The sequence below is a fragment of the Flavobacterium sp. GW821-FHT11G01 genome, assembly GCF_058808175.1.
Map to the genome: position 1 here is coordinate 1 of NZ_JBXARK010000006.1, position 16,994 is coordinate 16,994.

Annotated in this window: 10 protein-coding genes; all 10 read left to right on the forward strand. The window is 35.6% G+C overall.

Going from position 1 to position 16,994, the window contains the following annotated elements:
• Positions 1 to 792, forward strand: a 792-nt coding sequence (locus AC1RRN_RS12145) for an SDR family oxidoreductase (protein ID WP_492967555.1), incomplete at its 5' end; no start/stop codon positions are given.
• 507 nt (positions 793 to 1,299) lie between these two features.
• Positions 1,300 to 3,801 (forward strand): L-rhamnose mutarotase, encoded by a 2,502-nt coding sequence (locus AC1RRN_RS12150; RefSeq protein ID WP_492967556.1) that lies wholly within the window; start codon positions 1,300 to 1,302, stop codon positions 3,799 to 3,801.
• A 147-nt stretch (positions 3,802 to 3,948) separates the two neighbouring features.
• The gene (locus tag AC1RRN_RS12155) at positions 3,949 to 5,013 is read left to right on the forward strand and encodes a Gfo/Idh/MocA family protein (protein ID WP_492967557.1); all 1,065 of its coding nucleotides are present in this window, start codon (positions 3,949 to 3,951) and stop codon (positions 5,011 to 5,013) included.
• Positions 5,010 to 6,590: a sodium:solute symporter gene (locus AC1RRN_RS12160; protein WP_492967558.1), complete on the forward strand. Its 1,581-nt coding sequence runs from the start codon at positions 5,010 to 5,012 to the stop codon at positions 6,588 to 6,590. The genes AC1RRN_RS12155 and AC1RRN_RS12160 overlap by 4 nt, the downstream gene beginning before the upstream one ends.
• Before the next feature lie 205 nt (positions 6,591 to 6,795).
• The gene (locus AC1RRN_RS12165) at positions 6,796 to 7,137 is read left to right on the forward strand and encodes a type II toxin-antitoxin system HigB family toxin (protein ID WP_492967559.1); all 342 of its coding nucleotides are present in this window, start codon (positions 6,796 to 6,798) and stop codon (positions 7,135 to 7,137) included.
• A complete protein-coding gene (locus AC1RRN_RS12170; RefSeq protein ID WP_492967560.1) occupies positions 7,137 to 7,697 on the forward strand; it encodes a helix-turn-helix domain-containing protein in 561 nt (186 codons plus the stop codon). Before AC1RRN_RS12165 ends, AC1RRN_RS12170 begins: the two co-directional genes overlap by 1 nt.
• A 300-nt stretch (positions 7,698 to 7,997) precedes the next feature.
• A complete protein-coding gene (locus AC1RRN_RS12175) occupies positions 7,998 to 10,184 on the forward strand; it encodes an alpha-L-rhamnosidase-related protein (RefSeq protein WP_492967561.1) in 2,187 nt (728 codons plus the stop codon).
• Between the two features lie 183 nt (positions 10,185 to 10,367).
• A complete protein-coding gene (locus tag AC1RRN_RS12180) occupies positions 10,368 to 12,050 on the forward strand; it encodes a glycoside hydrolase family protein (RefSeq protein ID WP_492967562.1) in 1,683 nt (560 codons plus the stop codon).
• A 204-nt stretch (positions 12,051 to 12,254) separates the two neighbouring features.
• Positions 12,255 to 13,382 carry a glycoside hydrolase family protein gene (locus tag AC1RRN_RS12185; RefSeq protein ID WP_492967563.1) on the forward strand — a complete coding sequence of 376 codons (1,128 nt, stop codon included), beginning with the start codon at positions 12,255 to 12,257 and terminating at the stop codon, positions 13,380 to 13,382.
• A gap of 180 nt (positions 13,383 to 13,562) precedes the next feature.
• Positions 13,563 to 16,895, forward strand: a complete 3,333-nt coding sequence (locus AC1RRN_RS12190) for a glycoside hydrolase family 2 TIM barrel-domain containing protein (RefSeq protein WP_492967564.1) — start codon at positions 13,563 to 13,565, stop codon at positions 16,893 to 16,895.
• The last annotated feature ends 99 nt before the right edge of the window (positions 16,896 to 16,994 follow it).

Consider the following 16,994-nt stretch of genomic DNA (forward strand, 5'->3'; position numbering starts at 1 on the left):
GGAAGAGTTGCCCTTATCACCGGATCAGCCGGAGGAATTGGAAAAGCAATTGCCAAAAAGTTCGCTCAGGAAGGTGCCTGTGTGGTGATCAACGACATCAACGAAGAAAGACTCGAAGAAGCTACCAAAGACTTTATCAAGTCATTCGGAAAAGATGCCGTGTCAAGTACATTACTGAATGTAACGGATGAAAAAAGCACAGAGAAAGCACTGGACGAAGCTTGTCTTGCTTTTGGAGGCGTGGATATTGTGGTGAACAATGCCGGAATCAGTATCTCAAAATCTATTGCTGAACATACCCTTGAAGAATGGGACAGATTATATGACATTTTGGTAAAAGGACAATTTATTGTATCGAAAGCCGGAATCGAAGTAATGAGAAAACAAGGTTTTGGTGGAGACATTGTAAACATTGTATCGAAGAATGCTGTTGTTGCAGGACCGAACAATCCCGGATATGGATCGGCCAAAGCAGCACAGGCCCATTTAACACGCCTAATGGCAGCGGAATTGGGAGCAGATAAAATCCGTGTGAACACGGTAAACCCTGATGCCGTTATCTCAGACTCAAACATTTGGTCTGGAGGCTGGGCAGAAGGTCGTGCCAAAGCGTATGGTATTACGGTAGAGGAACTGCCGGCTTACTACGCGAAACGCACACTATTAAACGAAATCATATTGCCTGATGATATTGCCAATGCATGTTTTGCATTTACAGGAGGCTTGTTGAGTAAATCGACAGGAAATGCCCTGAATGTAGACGGCGGAGTATCAATGGGCTTCTATAGATAAAAATAGTTTTTTTTAAGTTTGTTTAAGCAAAAGTGGTTTTTTGTGAATTTAACGTCCGACAGCCCTCGGACGTTATTTTTTTATAATTATTTTTTACCACAGAGAACACAAAAATTTATCTGGGAATACTTGTAAAAAACACAAAGTTCACAAAGCTATATTTTGATTTAGCTTTGTGAACTTTGTGTTTTTTTCTAAAGATAAGGAATAAAAAAACTTAGCGTTCTCTGTGGTAAAAAAATCATCTGTGATGCAGATTTCCACAGTTTTTAAGAGTTGATTCCTGCCTCAAATTATTTGTTTTTGTTGAAAAAATTAATAATGTGTAAAAAATACACTTATTTTAACAGATAGCAGGAGGGTACAGGATACTTATATTTTAGGGTTACTTTAAATTGGTGCCTAATTATTGTATAAAATGTTAAAATTGTTTAGAATATCAGTTTTTTACTAAGAAAATTTACATTCTGAATTATATTTAAGCATTATTAAAAGTAAAAATATAAAATGCGTTTACCTACTCGTAATAAAGTACTTATCCTTTTTTTCATCATCTGTTCTGTCTTTTCAGCAACAGCAGCCGAGATTTGGGTTTCAACCAATGGAAAAGATTCAAATCCAGGAACAAAAGCAAGTCCGTTAGCGACTGTGCACATGGCGATGAGAAAAGCCAGAGAATTACGTCGTTTGAAAGATCCATCGATTAAAGACGGAATTCATATTATCGTAACAGACGGAACGTATTATCTAAACGAACCTTTATTCGTAAGACCAGAAGATTCAGGAACTCCCGAAAGTCCAACTACAATTGAAGCGGATGCAAATGCAAAACCAATAATCAGCGGAGGATTGGAAATTAAAAACTGGAAAAAAGGTGCAACTATAAACGGACAAAAAAAAGCAAATATCTGGGTAGCCGATGCACCTCAAAAAGCAGGCGAAATCATCAATTATCGTCAATTATGGGTGAACGGAAAAAAAGCGGTGAGAGCCAAAAGTACAGCCGGAAACCAAATGGATCGTATTCTTTCCTGGGATGCGGCGACAGAAACTTGCTGGATTCCATTTAAAGATAAAGCTATAAAGTACGAACCCGGAATGGAAATGTTTATCATTCAATGGTGGTCAACAGCCAATCTTCGTATCAAAAATATTGAAGTTCAAAAAGACAGTGCCCGACTTTCTTTTGAACAACCAGAAAGTCGCATCCAAAGTGAGCATCCCTGGCCAGCGCCTTGGATTTCAAAAAATAACGGAAATTCAGCTTTCTTTTTAAACAACGGAATTTCCATGTTGAACGAACCAGGAGAATGGTTTTTGGATAAAAAAAATGCCAAAATCTATTATATTCCAAGACAAGGTGAAGATCTAATTTCTGCAAAAGTAACCGTTCCCGTTCTGGAAAACTTGGTGGAGATGAAAGGAACAATTGATTCTCCCGTTCATCATTTTAATTTCAAAGGAATTTCATTTCAATACAGCAACTGGCTTCGTCCTTCGCAACAAGGTCACGTTCCGTTGCAGGCGGGAATGTATTTATTAGACGCTTACAAACTAAAAATTCCGGGAACTCCAAATCAGGCGAATCTGGAAAATCAAGGTTGGGTTGGTCGACCAAGAGCGGCTGTAGAAGTGAATTATGCACACAATAATCAATTCGAATCTTGTCGTTTTGAACATTTATCTTCAACAGGATTAGACTTGAATAAAGGCACAAATCACAATACCATCAAAGGAAATTTATTTAAAGATATTGGCGGAAATGCTATAAGTATCGGTGTTTTTTCTGAAGAAGCTTTCGAAGCGCATTTACCTTTAGTGATAAAAGACGAAAGAGAAATTTGTTCCGATGAAGTAATTGCGGACAATTTAATTACAAATGTTGCCAATGAAGATTGGGGATGTTTAGGAATTGCAGCCGGTTTTGTCAAAAATCTTACAATTGAACACAACGAAATTTCGGATGTGGCATATAGCGGAATTTCAATGGGTTGGGGTTGGACGCACACTAAAAATGTGATGGAAAACAACAAAATCTTAGCCAACAAAATTCATCATTATGCCAAACATCTTCATGATGTTTCCGGAATTTACACGCTTTCTTCTCAGCCAAATAGCCGAATAGAAGAAAATTATATTGATAAAGTGTATAATAGTCCCTACGCGCACGATCCGTTTTTGTGGTTGTATTTGTATACAGATGAAGGAAGTCAGGGTTTTACTATCAAAAATAACTGGATTGCAACAGAGAAAATTCTGAAAAACAATAACGGTCCGGAAGGCAATATTTGGGAAAATAACAATCCGTATGTCAGCACTAAAATAAAAGAAGCTGCAGGAATCAGAGCGCCATATATTGCTTTAACCAAAGAAGCCATAATGGATGAAGCTTGGGGTTTACAGGAATTGCCAAAATCGGTTGCGATCGAAATGACAGGTTCTGATTTTGATATTGAAAAAGTAAAATCGACTATAAAAGGTTTCCGAATTGTGGGAGAATCTTTGTATCAATGGAAAAATCATCTGGTGATTTATGGAAAAATGAACCAACCGGAAAGAACGAAAAAGAAGTTGGCTCTCGCTTATCCATCGGCACAAATAAAAATTTATGAAAATCCGATTTATGATTTCCAAAATTTTGAAAGATGTAAAGATTCAAAACTGGCATCAGAATGGGAAAATATTGTTTTAACAGCCAATTTGGTGGAAGATGAAAAATTGCAAAAAGAATATGTAGCATATCACACAACTCAATTTGAAAAATGGCCTGAAATTGCAAAAGGATTCTGTAATGCAGATTTTCAGCAATTACAGGTTTTCAAAAACGGAAGACAATTAATGCTAGTGATCAGTATTCCAAAAGGTGAAAATCTGGATAAACTAAATCCGAAAACAACAGAAAATAATCCACGTGTAGACGATTGGAATGCCCTAATGAAAAAATATCAAACCGGAATCGAAGGCGCAAAACCTAATGAAACCTGGATTTTCTTAAATAAAATAAATTAATAAAAGGCCACGAATTCACGAATGTTACTAATCGTTGAGCTAATATTTTTATTAATGCGAATTGCATTATAGGAATATTAAAAGAAGATTTGAAGGAAAATAAATTCGTGAATTCGTGGCGGAAAATAATTTAAACCAATAACAAAAATGTTAAAAATTGCCATTTTAGGACTTGGAGAAGGTCGTAGCACAATGTCGGCAGCTTTAAAAAGCTCGAAATTAGAGCTGGTAAAAGTATGCGACAGAAACGAAGACTTGTGTAAACAAAGAGCAAAAGAATTTGATTTTCATTCTTATACAACAGATTATGCTGATTTATTAAATGACAGCGCAATTGATATTATTGCTATTTATACGCCAGACCATCTTCATGCTGATCATGTAAAACAAGCTTTACTTCACGGAAAACATGTAGTGTGTACCAAACCTTTTATCGATAATCTTGCTGACGCCAAAGAGCTATTAGCCTTGAGCGAGAAAACCGGAAAGAAAGTTTTCATAGGTCAAAGTTCAAGATTTTTTGAACCGGCAAAAAGGCAAAGAAATGATTTTGAAGCGGGATTAATTGGCGATTTAATTACCATCGAAGCGCATTATCACGCAGATCACAGATGGTTTTTAGAAAAAGAATGGTCGTTATTGCAATCGTTCAAATGGCTTTACGGAGGTTTAAGTCATCCCGTAGATTTTATCAGATGGTATTTACCCAATATTGAAGAAGTTATGGGTTACGGAATGATCAGCAGCAATGGAAGCGTCGCTGGTTTAAAAAATGAAGATACCATGCACTTTATCTTCAAAGCAACTGATGGAAGAATTGCCAGAGTAAGCGGTGTGTATACCTCACCTACACAACCGGCTCAAAGAGATAGCGGAATGAGCACAATTCTAAGAGCGACCGAAGGCGCAAGTCAGGCCGATTATCACGAATTGCGTTACGCTATTACAGACAAAATTGGTGAAGAAAAAGTAATAACCTGGGGCGATGCCACCTTAAAACATTATTTCCGTTTTGAAGGACAAAGCCATCACGCAGGAGAATATCAAAATTATCTGGAATATTTTGTCGATAGTATCGAACAAAATTTCACAGCCTATCCGGACATGAAAGAAGGTATCGGAACCGTGGCTTTATTACAGGCGATGGACAAATCTTTACAAACCGGAATGCCAGTTAAAATAGCTGATGTTTTAAAAGAATATGAGCTATGAACAGTATCTACGATAAGTTAACAACCTTAGATTTTATCATTGTTGCCGTTTATTTAGTAGCCTTATTAATTATTGGTTACGTCGTAAGTATGAAACAAAGCAAGAAAAATGAAACTCTTTTTCTTGCCGGAAATTCACTTAGATGGTACAGCATTGGGTTTAATATGTGGGGAACCAATGTTGGTCCGTCCTCCTTATTGGCTTTTGCAAGTATTGGTTACGCAACCGGAATTGTAGCCGGAAATTTTGAGTGGTATGCTTTTGTTTTCTTATTGCTTTTGGCCATGGTTTTTGCACCGCGTTATATTGCGAGCAAAGTCAGTACCATGCCGGAATACATGGGAAAACGTTATGGCGACAGCACACAAAATATTTTGGCTTGGTACGCTTTGGTGAAAATTTTGGTAAGTTGGTTATCGTTAGGATTATTTAGCGGAGGAATTTTGGTACGTCAGATTCTTGGAATTCCGATGTGGCAAAGCGTTACTGTTTTAGTGATTTTTTCCGGAATTTTTACTTTCGCAGGAGGATTGAAAGCCATTGCAAAAGTGAATGTTTTTCAGATGATTTTATTAATTGTGGTTTCGCTTACCTTATCTTATTTAGGATTACAAAAAGTGGGAGGAATTAGCGCCTTAATAGCAAAAACACCTTCTAATTTTTGGAATTTAGTGCAACCCGCAAGCGACGCACATTATCCGTGGCCGGCTATTTTGTTGGGATATCCGGTTGCGGCAGTTGCTTTTTTCTGCACCGATCAGTCGATGGTGCAGAGTGTTTTAGGAGCAAAAAATTTAGAGCACGGACAATTGGGAGTAAATTTCATTGGCTGGCTGAAAGTACTGGCGTTGCCTTTGTTTATTTTACCTGGAATTCTGTGTTATGTTTTATATCCGGAATTAGGTAAAAATTCAGATTTGGCTTATATGACAATGGTGACTAATTTATTCCCAAGTGGAATGAACGGTTTGGTGATTTGTGTTATGATTGCGGTTTTGGTAGGAACAATTGGTTCTTCCTTAAATGCCTTAAGTACTGTTTTTACCAATGATATTTATGTAAAGAAAATCAACCCCACGGCGACTATTAAAGAACAAATTAAAATAGGTCGTATCACAATTGCGGCCGGATGTTTATTCGCCATTTTGATTGCCGTTGCGATTGACAATATAAAAGGACAAAATTTATTTAATATTTTTCAGGCCGTTTTAGGATTTTTAGCGCCTTCATTATCTGTTGTTTTCCTGTTGAGTATTTTCTGGAAACGTACTACAAAAAAAGCAGTAAACGCAACTTTATCCTGGGGTTCAGCCTTTAGTTTATTTGTTGGCGTTTTATATTTATGGATTTTCCCTGCCGATAAATACCCAGTTTGGCCACACTTTTTATTGATCTCATTTTACATTTTTGCGACATTATTAGTAGCCGCAATTATTATTTCATTAGCAGATAAAAATCCTGAGATTAATTTTTCAGATGAAACTGATATTCCAAAGACTAGTAAGAAAGTCAAATTATTGTTTGCGCTTCTTGGAATCGTAATTTTGAGTTTGTATTTTATTTTTAATGGAAATTAGATTTTATTTAATATCACATATCATGAACGCTTTCTTTTTTAAGAAAGCGTTTTTTGTTTGCAATTAAATTGAATGATAAGCTGTTTTTAAATTGTAAGTAAATTTTTATAAATTTGATAGAAATAAGTTTTGAGTTGATAGAAAAGTCAACAATAAAAGTTCGGTTTATATCAGAACTTTTAATTATATTTGCAAAGTCATTGTTATGAGAATTATTGGGAAGAAGACAATTTTAAAAATTAAAAAGAAAAATATCGGGAACAAAAAACTATGTGGTGAAATTGATAAGTTAATCACTGATTTGGAAAGGTTTAATCCTAGCGAGCAAAGTATCGATGACATTCGAACTGATGCAGATTGTGTCCATAATAATGGATTTTATTTTTTTAATATTAATATCCATAGAACACTTATATTGATTGAATTTGATAATGATGGAGAAGCTACAATTGTTTGGTGTGGCACTCATCAGGAATATGAATCGACATTTAAAAATAATAAACTAACTATTGAAAAGTGGTTGAGAAAAAACAGTTATATCGAATAATGAAAACACAATTTGACATAGAAAAAATAATAGAAAAGGGTATCATCACCAATGAATTGGATTATGACAGAGCCCTTATTGCTGACAGGAAACTTAGGCTTCTTGCTAAGGAAGATTTTCATTTTAAAAACCTAAGAACGAAACTGCGTGATATAATTGAAAAATATGAAAATGCAGAATGGAGTGATGTCGAGAAAATTGATGATGTTAAACTTTTAGAAAGTGATAAAGCTGAACAGATAGCTGAATTAGAAAGGATATTTCTGGAAAATAGAAAACAAGCAATCAGAAAAAAACTCAAAGAATTTGAATTAACTCAGGAAAATCTGGGCTCCATTTTAGGTCATAAAAGCAAGACGCATATGTCAGAGCTTATGAATGGAATTAAACCATTTACTTTAAAAGATTTAATTATCATAAATCGATTATTAAAAATAGAAATAGCTGTATTAATACCGGTTTTCCTTTCAAAAGAAGACCAAATAAAGATAAAGGAAGCTGTGATAAAATTGGGTAAACCAAAAGTAAAACTAACAAGTGATGACTTGGTTTTATCTTAATCGAATAGCATTCTTTTAGTGTTTTGTTAGAATACCTAACTTCAAGATAATTTTTTAAGTGCCTCAATATTATTGAGGCATTTTTTTTGTTGTACAATTCTAAGGTGAATTGACCGATAAATCTGACAACAAATTACGACTTCAATCAATAATCAATTAAAATTTGATAAATTGTATAAAAAAATACGCATTAAATTATCTTCAATACAGATTTTAAGTTAAATCAAGCTGTTAAACATGACACTACAGGTTGTGAAATGTAAAAATAACACTTATCTTTAGTCCCAAAATAAACTAACTATGCTAAACCGCTTTTTACTTTTTAAAATTTTCCTTGTTTTCGGTGTTTTATTTTCTTCTAGTGCCCTATTCGCACAAGAAAAATCAAAAGAAGCGACATGGATCTGGTATCCAGGTGATTTTGAAGTTTGGTTAAGCAATAAAATGCAAGTAAGACGTACAGAACGCGAAGCAGTATTTCCACCGCTTTGGCAATATTACAGTCCTTATGCCCTGGTAACTTTTCAAACAGAAGTTGATATTCCAGAACCAGACGAGGCAAAAATCTACTCAGAAGGATCTTTTCAATTGCTTTTAGATGGTGTTCAGGTTTACGGGCAACCAAAATCAATAAAAATTCCTGCCGGGAAACACAAAATTTCATTTAAAGTATACAATCAGGAAGTGTTGCCGGCTATTTATATTGCTGGTAAATATGTTAAATCGGATCCATCCTGGAAGGTCACCAATGAAGACAAACTTTGGATTGATGAAGCTGGAAAAGCACAACAATCCGGTACGCCTTGGGTTCCGGTTGGTTCCTGGAATTTTTATTCAACAGAGAATAAGCCTTCCGGGTTTAAACTAACAACCAAACCTTTGAACGCAAAAAAAACAGAAAAGACAGGAGCTGGTGAGTTGGTAGATTTTGGTAAAGAGACTTTCGGCTATATTAAAATTCACGGTTTAAAAGGAAAAGGAAAAGTAGCACTTTATTATGGTGAATCTCGTGAGGAAGCGCTGGATTCTGCCAAATGCGAAACCCTAGATCATTTATCTTTTGATGGAAAACAATCTGAAACTTATACACATAATGGTTCAAAAGCATTCCGCTATGTTCAGATACAAGCAGATTCAACAGTAAAATACGATTCAATCTCGATGCTTTACGAATATTTGCCATTAGATTATCGTGGTGCATTTAAGTCATCAGATGAACAATTGAATAAAATTTGGGACGTTTCGGCTTACACGATGCATTTAACATCTCGCGAATTTTTTATAGACGGAATTAAACGCGACCGTTGGGTTTGGTCTGGCGATGCTTATCAAAGTTATTTAATGAATTATTATTTATTCTTTGATTCGGCTTCTGTTGAACGAACGCTGTTAGCGCTTCGTGGTAAAGAACCTGTGACGGCCCATATTAATATCATAATGGATTATTCGCTGTATTGGTTTGTGGGTGTTTACGATTACTATTTACACACGGGCGATACGAAATTTATCAAAACTTTTTATCCAAGAATGAAATCACTTATGGAATTCTGTTTAAAAAGAAGAAACAAAAACGGTTTTCTGGAACCATTAGAAGGCGATTGGGTTTTTATTGACTGGGCAAACGGATTACCAAAAACCGGTGAGGTCAGTTTTGAGCAAATGCTTTTAGCGAGAAGCTTAGAAGCCATGGCAGTTAGTGCTAAAATTGCAGGTGAAAATGAAGACCAAAAACAATATCAAAAATTAGCGGATGATTTAAAAACTAAATTATTTGATGTCTTTTGGGATAAAAAAGAAAACGTTATGAAGCACCAGCGTATAGACGGTAAAATGCAGGACATTGTAACCAGATACGCTAATATGTTCGGTATTTTTTTTAATTATTTTAATGAAGAACAAAAACAAAGTATAAAAAAGAAGGTGTTGCTCAATAAAGATATTCTTCAAATTACAACACCGTATATGCGTTTTTACGAGTTGGAAGCATTGTGTGCTATGGGAGAACAAAATTATGTGTTGAAAGAAATGAAAGACTATTGGGGCGGAATGCTGAATGAAGGAGCAACTTCTTTCTGGGAAGAATACAATCCAACCAAAAAAGGAACAGAACATTTAGCGATGTATGGACGCCCTTATGGAAAAAGTCTTTGCCATGCTTGGGGTTCTAGTCCAATTTATTTGCTAGGAAAATATTATTTGGGTGTAAAGCCAACGGCTCCGGGATATTCAGAATATGAAATCAAACCCAATTTAGGTGGATTACAATGGATGGAAGGAAAAGTTCCAACACCAAATAGTGAAGTAGCATTGTATTGCAGTACGAAAGAAATTAAAGTAAAAGCAGGAGAAGGTGAAGGAAAATTAATTTTCGAAAGTTCAGGCAAACCAAAAACAAACTCTGGAACAATTACTGAATTAGCGAAAAATAAATATCAGTTGATTGTAAAACCGAATGTGGAATATAAAGTAAGTTATAAAGTGCTTTAAGTCCTCAGTTCTTAGTAATTAGTCCTTAGTAATTAGTGATTAGTTTGTAAACGTCCAGTTTGTCATTTCGACCGAAGGGAGAAATCACACGCGTAACCACAAAGATTGTCGATTATGATTGCGGAATTTCTAGTGTGATTTCTCCCTTCGGTCGAAATGACAAAAAGTAAAAAATAAAAAACAATGTTTTCAAAAAACACAAAATACAATTTCAAAGTAAAAGCAGTTTTTCTACTGATGTTTTTGGTATGCTTTCAATTTTCAATAAATGCACAAAATCAAACTTGGAAACCTGCATCTTTTGAAGTTGTAAAATCAAATTACAAAACTTTCAAAACAACACAATATGCTCATGTTTTTTCTGGAAGCAAGCATAATATTGTCAGACTTGCTCCCGAATTACAAGGATTAACAGGCGTAGAACTTCCTTTGGATCAATATAAAAACGGAACAAATGCTCCATTACAATTAAAATTTAAAGAAAATGTTCAGGTAATAATTGGAGTTTTTCAGGAAAAAGAAAACGCAGACTATCTTCAATTTAATAATTCGGCGAAAGCCAGATTAGTTTTGGAAAATGGATTGACAATAACAGGTTTGCCTCCTGTAAATATTTATGCAGTTTCTGTTTCAAAAGGAACTCAAACAATAAACTTCGGAAAAGGTTTATTTGCTGTTTTAGGAGTTGTAAAAGATTCTCAAAAATTAGAATTTAGAAACGCAGCACTTCCAGATGGAAAACTTTGGAATCCAACTTTTATAGTCGAAGGATTTTCAGATGAAAAACCACTTTTCGAAATTATCGGCGGAGAAAACAAAGCCGTTATTGATGAAGGAATGCCGGGAACGGAAGGAATTCAGGGAGGTTTTGAAGGTGGCCGCGTGGTGAAAGTTGGCGATACGTATCATATGTTTCCAACAGAAAGAGCGGGAGAAAAAGGAGTAGATTATTATTACGATCGTGTAAAAACCCGAATTGGTCACTGGACTAGTAAAGATGCCATTCACTGGAAAAGAGAATCAACGATTTATCAGGCAAGCGGAACGTACGCCGTAACCGAAGACGATAATCCAATGAATGATCGTCGTGCGGCAATTTGGTCGTATATGCCGGTTTTTAACGAAAAGGCAAACAAATGGTACGGCTATTATTTGGCGTATACCGTTAGTAAAACTATAGAACCGAATCATTCTTTTGGAAGAATCTGGCGATGCGAATCGACGGTTGAAGGAATCAACGGAATTGGCGGTCCATATAAAGATATGGGAATTATTATGGAACCAGGATTAGATTCTCAGCCTTGGGAAGGACGTCAGGGTGTTGCTTCATTTTTTCCATACCAAGTTGGTGATAAATGGTTCGGATTTTACAGCGGTGCGTATCCGTTTAATTCATGGGCAGATTATCCAAAAAAATCAGGAAAAGGCTGGTTTGTGGCTTTAGCCGAATCAAAAAGTTTAGAGGGACCTTGGTTTAGAATGAACAAAGGTTTGGAACCAATTAAGACAATGCATCCGCAGTTTGTTGAAAATCCAATCGTAAGTCAATTACCAAACGGAATGTACATCGCCATTTTCGATGGAGGCCCAGACGGCTGGGGACACCATTTACCGAATATGATTGCGTATTCATTATCAGCAGATGGTGTTAATTGGTCAGAAGCTCATTATTTACCAATCGAAACCAAAGTAGATAAATGGTGGGATATTATGAGAACGCCTTTGTGTTTAATCCCGGAAGGAAACGATGTTTACACAATAGTGTATAACGCAATCGATTTGAAGAGAAGATTTCACCCTACAGGAATGGTAAAGGTAAAATTGAATAAAGATGTGATGGAATCCCGATTGAAAGAGTTGAAATAGAGCCAAGAGGAAAGAGTCAAGAACAAAGAGAATAGAATATAGAGAATAGAATATAGAGAATAGAATATAGAAAAATTTTGCGACTCTGCGACTTTGCGTGAAATTAATCCCAAGCTGGTCAAATAATCACGCAAAGTCGCAGAGTCGCAAAGGAAATAAGAAAACTTAGTGCCTTAGCGCCTTCGTGGCCAAAACCAAAAAAAAATGAAACTTAGATACCTATTTATTGCCATTACAACTCTTTTGATAAGCAGTTGTGCCACTCAAAAATATAAAAAAAGAGAAATCAACGAAACCGTAATGCAGGAGATTTATAACGAAATCAAAACGCCTTATAAATACGGTTTGGTGATGGTGCCAACAGACAACTCTTATAAAATGGATTGTCCGAGTGTTTTTAGAAAAGACGGAAAATGGTTCATGACGTATTTGATTTACGGTGGAAGAGGTTATGAAACCTGGTTAGCAGAAAGCGATGATTTATTGCATTGGAAACATTTAGGAAAAGTAATGTCTTTCTCAGAAAACGAACAACATTGGGATGTCAATCAAAAGGCAGGATATATTGCATTACAAGATCCAACCTGGGGCGGAAGCTACGAATGGGAAAAATACGATGACAAATATTGGATGAGTTATTTTGGCGGAGACAGCAAAGGTTACGAAGCCGGTGTTTTGTCAATTGGAATGGCTTACACCAAAGAATCGCCAACAAAAGCGCACGAATTTCAAAGATTAGAAAAACCTGTTTTATCTCCAAAAGACAAAGATGCTAAATGGTGGGATAATAGTACGATGTACAAAAACAGTGTGATTCGTGATAAAGATAAATTGACAGGACACAATTTTATAATGTATTATAATGCCCGTGGCGATAGTATAAATCCGGCTAAAGGTGCTGAGCGTATTGCTATGGCTGTGTCAAACGACATGAAAACATGGAAGCGTTATGGCAATAAACCATTAATAAATCATCATAAAGGAATTTCAGGAGATGCCTATATTCAACGTATTAATGATACTTGGGTAATGTTCTATTTTGGAGCTTTTTGGACGGGTTGGAATCAAGGTGCATTTAACCGTTTTGCCGTTTCGAATGATTTGGTAAACTGGACCGACTGGAAAGGGGAAGATTTAATCAAATCATCTGAACCTTATGACGATATGTTTGCACATAAATCATTTGTGGTAAAATACAATGGAGTTGTTTATCACTTTTATTGCGCCGTTAATAAAGCAGAACAAAGAGGAATTGCAATCGCAACTTCTAAAGATTTAGGAAAAAGCGAAATGAATTTCGTAGCACCGCCAGAGAAAAAGCAGAAGAAATAGTTATGAATTATGAGTTATGAAATACGTTAATACTCTTACTCAAAAAATAAAAAACAACATTTTTCGTGTCAAAAATGATGACTCCGTTAGGAGACACTGGTCGGTAGAAAAACAAATAATAGGCATTTATGTCCCGTAGGGATAATTGAATTAATAATAATGAAACAAAATATAAAATCAATGTTCAGGTCAAAATCAAAATATAACAATCCAATTTTCAGGTTTAGATTTTTAACCTACACATTTTACATTTTACTATTCACATCTTACGCAACGCATGCACAATCCGTTACCGGAGAACCTGCGGGAATTCCCGAAGTTCCAAAAAAATACGAATACGCTCCATGGGAAGATCCAACAATAACAAGTATCAACAGACAACCATCACGAGCAACAGCGTATTCGTACGCAAATGTTGAAGATGCCCTAAAAGGAGACAGAACCAAAAGCCGATTAAAAATGCTTACTGGCGATTGGGACTTTAAATATGCATCAAATCTAAAAGAAGCTTCAAAAGATTTTTATAAAGGAAGAGTTTCCGGCTGGAACAAAATTGAAGTGCCATCCAACTGGGAATTAAAAGGCTATGATATTCCAATTTACAAAAGTGCGGTTTATCCGTTTCGACCAATAAATCCGCCTTTTATTCCTAAAGATTATAATGGTGTTGGTTCTTATCAACGCACTTTTACAGTTCCGGAAAACTGGAAAGATATGACGATTACTTTGCATTTTGGCGGAGTAAGTTCTGGTTTTCAGGTTTGGTTGAATGGCGAATTTTTAGGTTATGGAGAAGACAGTTGTTTACCTTCAGAATTTGATATTACGCCTTATTTGAAAGAAGGAGAAAATGTAGTTTCGGTACAGGTAATTCGTTGGACAGATGGTTCGTATCTTGAAGATCAGGATCACTGGCGCGTAAGCGGAATCCAGCGTGAAGTTTTCATTATGGCCGAACCAAAATTGCGCATTCAGGATTTCTTTTATCAAACCAAATTAGACAAGGAGTACAAAGATGCTTCTTTTCAATTACGATCAAAAGTTGAAAATTTAACTGGCGAAAAAATCAAAGATTATACGTTTCAGGCACAATTATACGATGCCAATAATGTGGCTTTATTCAAAGAACCGCTTCAAAAACCGGTTATCGATATGATTAACGAAAGCTATCCTCGTTTGGATAATGTGCGTTTTGGAATGTTTAAGGAAAACATCAGTAATCCAAAAAAATGGAGTTCTGAAGAACCTAATTTGTACACTTTGGTAATGTCAATAAAAGATGCCAACGGAAATATTACAGAAGCTAAAAGCTGTAAAGTTGGTTTCCGGTCTATCGAATTTTCAAAGGAAAACGGAAAAATGCTCATCAACGGAAAAGAAACTTATGTTTATGGAGTAAACCGTCACGATCAGCATCCGACAAAAGGAAAAGCGGTAAATAGAGACGATATCAAACAAGATATTACGACGATTAAAAAATTCAATTTCAATTTTATCAGAACCAGCCATTATCCAAATGATCCTTATTTTTATGAGTTATGCGATCAATACGGAATTATGGTTATGGACGAAGCGAATCAGGAAACACATGGAATTGGCGGGAAATTAAGTAACGATCCAAAATGGACGAATGCGTATTTAGAGCGCATGACCAGAATGGTCGAAAGAGATAAAAATCATCCGTCTGTAGTTTTCTGGAGTTTAGGAAACGAAGGTGGAAAAGGACCAAATCACGCCGCAATGTCGGGTTGGGTTCATGATTTTGATATTACGCGCCCAGTGCACTACGAACCGGCGCAGGGAAATCCGAGATTAGAAGGGTATATCGATCCGCTTGATCCGAGATATCCTAAAACAATCGATCATGCTTATCGATTTGAAAATCCGCAAGATGAACCGTATGTTGATATGGTGAGTCGTTTTTATCCGGGCGTTTTTACACCTAAATTTTTGGTGGATCAAAAGAAAGATACGCGACCAATTATTTTTGTGGAATATTCTCATGCAATGGGAAATTCAGTTGGAAATTTAAAAGAATTATGGGATGAATTCCGTTCGCTTCCAAGAGTTATCGGAGGTTGTATCTGGGAATTTAAAGATCAGGGATTAGTAAAAAAAGATCCGGCAACGGGTCAGGAATTTTTTGCGCACGGAGGAGATTTTGGTGAAAAATACCACGATGGAAATTTCAATACAAAAGGAATTGTAGATTCTAACGGAAAACCAAAAGGTTCAATTTATGAAAATAAATGGATTTATCAGCCGGCGACAAGCACGTTAAAAGATAATTTTCAGTTAGAAATAAAAAATCGTCAGGCAGTTAAATCTTTGGCAGATTATATTCCGGTTTTACAAATATTGGAAAACGGAAATGTTATCAAAACTCAAATTCTAAAATCTTTCAATTTAGAGGCGGGACAATCTACGGTTTTAGATGTAAAACAATATTTGCCAAAATTGAAAAAGGATGCCGAATATTTTCTGAATATCAAATTTGAACTTTCAAAAGAAAAACTTTGGGCTTCTAAAGGTTACGCTGTCGCGGAAGATCAATTTCTGTTGAAAAAATCAGATGTTGTACTCGATTTTAAAAATGAAAAAGATTCGAAATTTAAAACCACAGAAACCGATTCAGATTTTAAAATCAAAGGAAAAAATTTCGACATCAATATCAGTAAAACAAACGGAGCGTTGAATTCGTATGTATTTAATGGTGAAGAACAGGTTTTTGCTCCGTTGTTGCCTAATTTTGTGAGGCCGCTTACAGACAATGATAAAAGAGGATGGAAATCGCATAAAGTCTTAAAGCCATGGTATCAGGCAAAACCAAAATTGGTGAATACAAAAATGGCAATCGCAATTGATGGAACCATAATTACAAGTGATTACGAAATCATCAAAGACAGCGCGCAAGTACAAGTCGTTTATAAAATCAATGAAAACGGAATTATAAAAGTGGATTACAATTTGAAAGCCACAAACAAATTACCAAACATTCCAAAAATCGGAATGCAAATGGGCGTTCAGAGAAAATTTGATCAAATTTCGTGGTACGGAAAAGGTGAATTAGAAAATTATATCGACAGAAGTTTTGGATCTTTCGTTGGAAAATATTCGTTGCCAATTAATGATTTTCTGGAACATTATGTAAAACCTCAGGAAAACGCCAACAGAACCGAAGTAAGATGGATGGCTTTTACAACACCTCAAAAGAATAAAGGTTTATTAGTTGTCGATGATAAAAAAGTTTTAAGCATGAGCGCGTGGCCTTATACACAAGAAAATTTAAGTGCCGCCAAACATACTTTTGATTTAAAAGACCCGGGATTTTTAACGGTAAATATTGATTTGATTCAGATGGGAGTTGGAGGAAATGACAGTTGGACAGCAGTTGCGCAGCCTTTGGAAAAATATCAAATTAAATCAGGAGATTATCAATATAGTTTTTATCTGGTTCCGTTTTCAGCAACAAAAAATGGATTGGAAGAAAGTTTGAAAAAGTTTAAATATTAGACAAAAAACATTAAAATAATCTGCCAAATCTGCGAGATCTGCGAGAGTTAATTTTTCTCGCAGATCTCGCAGATCTCGCGGATTTATAAAAGCGGGATT

Excerpts from the sequence above, each read along its gene's own strand:
- AC1RRN_RS12175 (WP_492967561.1), top strand. The coding sequence starts at position 7,998 with ATGCTAAACCGCTTTTTACTTTTTAAAATTTTCCTTGTTTTCGGTGTT.
- AC1RRN_RS12190 (WP_492967564.1), top strand. The coding sequence starts at position 13,563 with ATGTTCAGGTCAAAATCAAAATATAACAATCCAATTTTCAGGTTTAGA.
- AC1RRN_RS12170 (WP_492967560.1), top strand. The coding sequence starts at position 7,137 with ATGAAAACACAATTTGACATAGAAAAAATAATAGAAAAGGGTATCATC.
- AC1RRN_RS12185 (WP_492967563.1), top strand. The coding sequence starts at position 12,255 with ATGAAACTTAGATACCTATTTATTGCCATTACAACTCTTTTGATAAGC.
- AC1RRN_RS12160 (WP_492967558.1), top strand. The coding sequence starts at position 5,010 with ATGAACAGTATCTACGATAAGTTAACAACCTTAGATTTTATCATTGTT.
- AC1RRN_RS12150 (WP_492967556.1), top strand. The coding sequence starts at position 1,300 with ATGCGTTTACCTACTCGTAATAAAGTACTTATCCTTTTTTTCATCATC.
- AC1RRN_RS12155 (WP_492967557.1), top strand. The coding sequence starts at position 3,949 with ATGTTAAAAATTGCCATTTTAGGACTTGGAGAAGGTCGTAGCACAATG.
- AC1RRN_RS12180 (WP_492967562.1), top strand. The coding sequence starts at position 10,368 with ATGTTTTCAAAAAACACAAAATACAATTTCAAAGTAAAAGCAGTTTTT.
- AC1RRN_RS12165 (WP_492967559.1), top strand. The coding sequence starts at position 6,796 with ATGAGAATTATTGGGAAGAAGACAATTTTAAAAATTAAAAAGAAAAAT.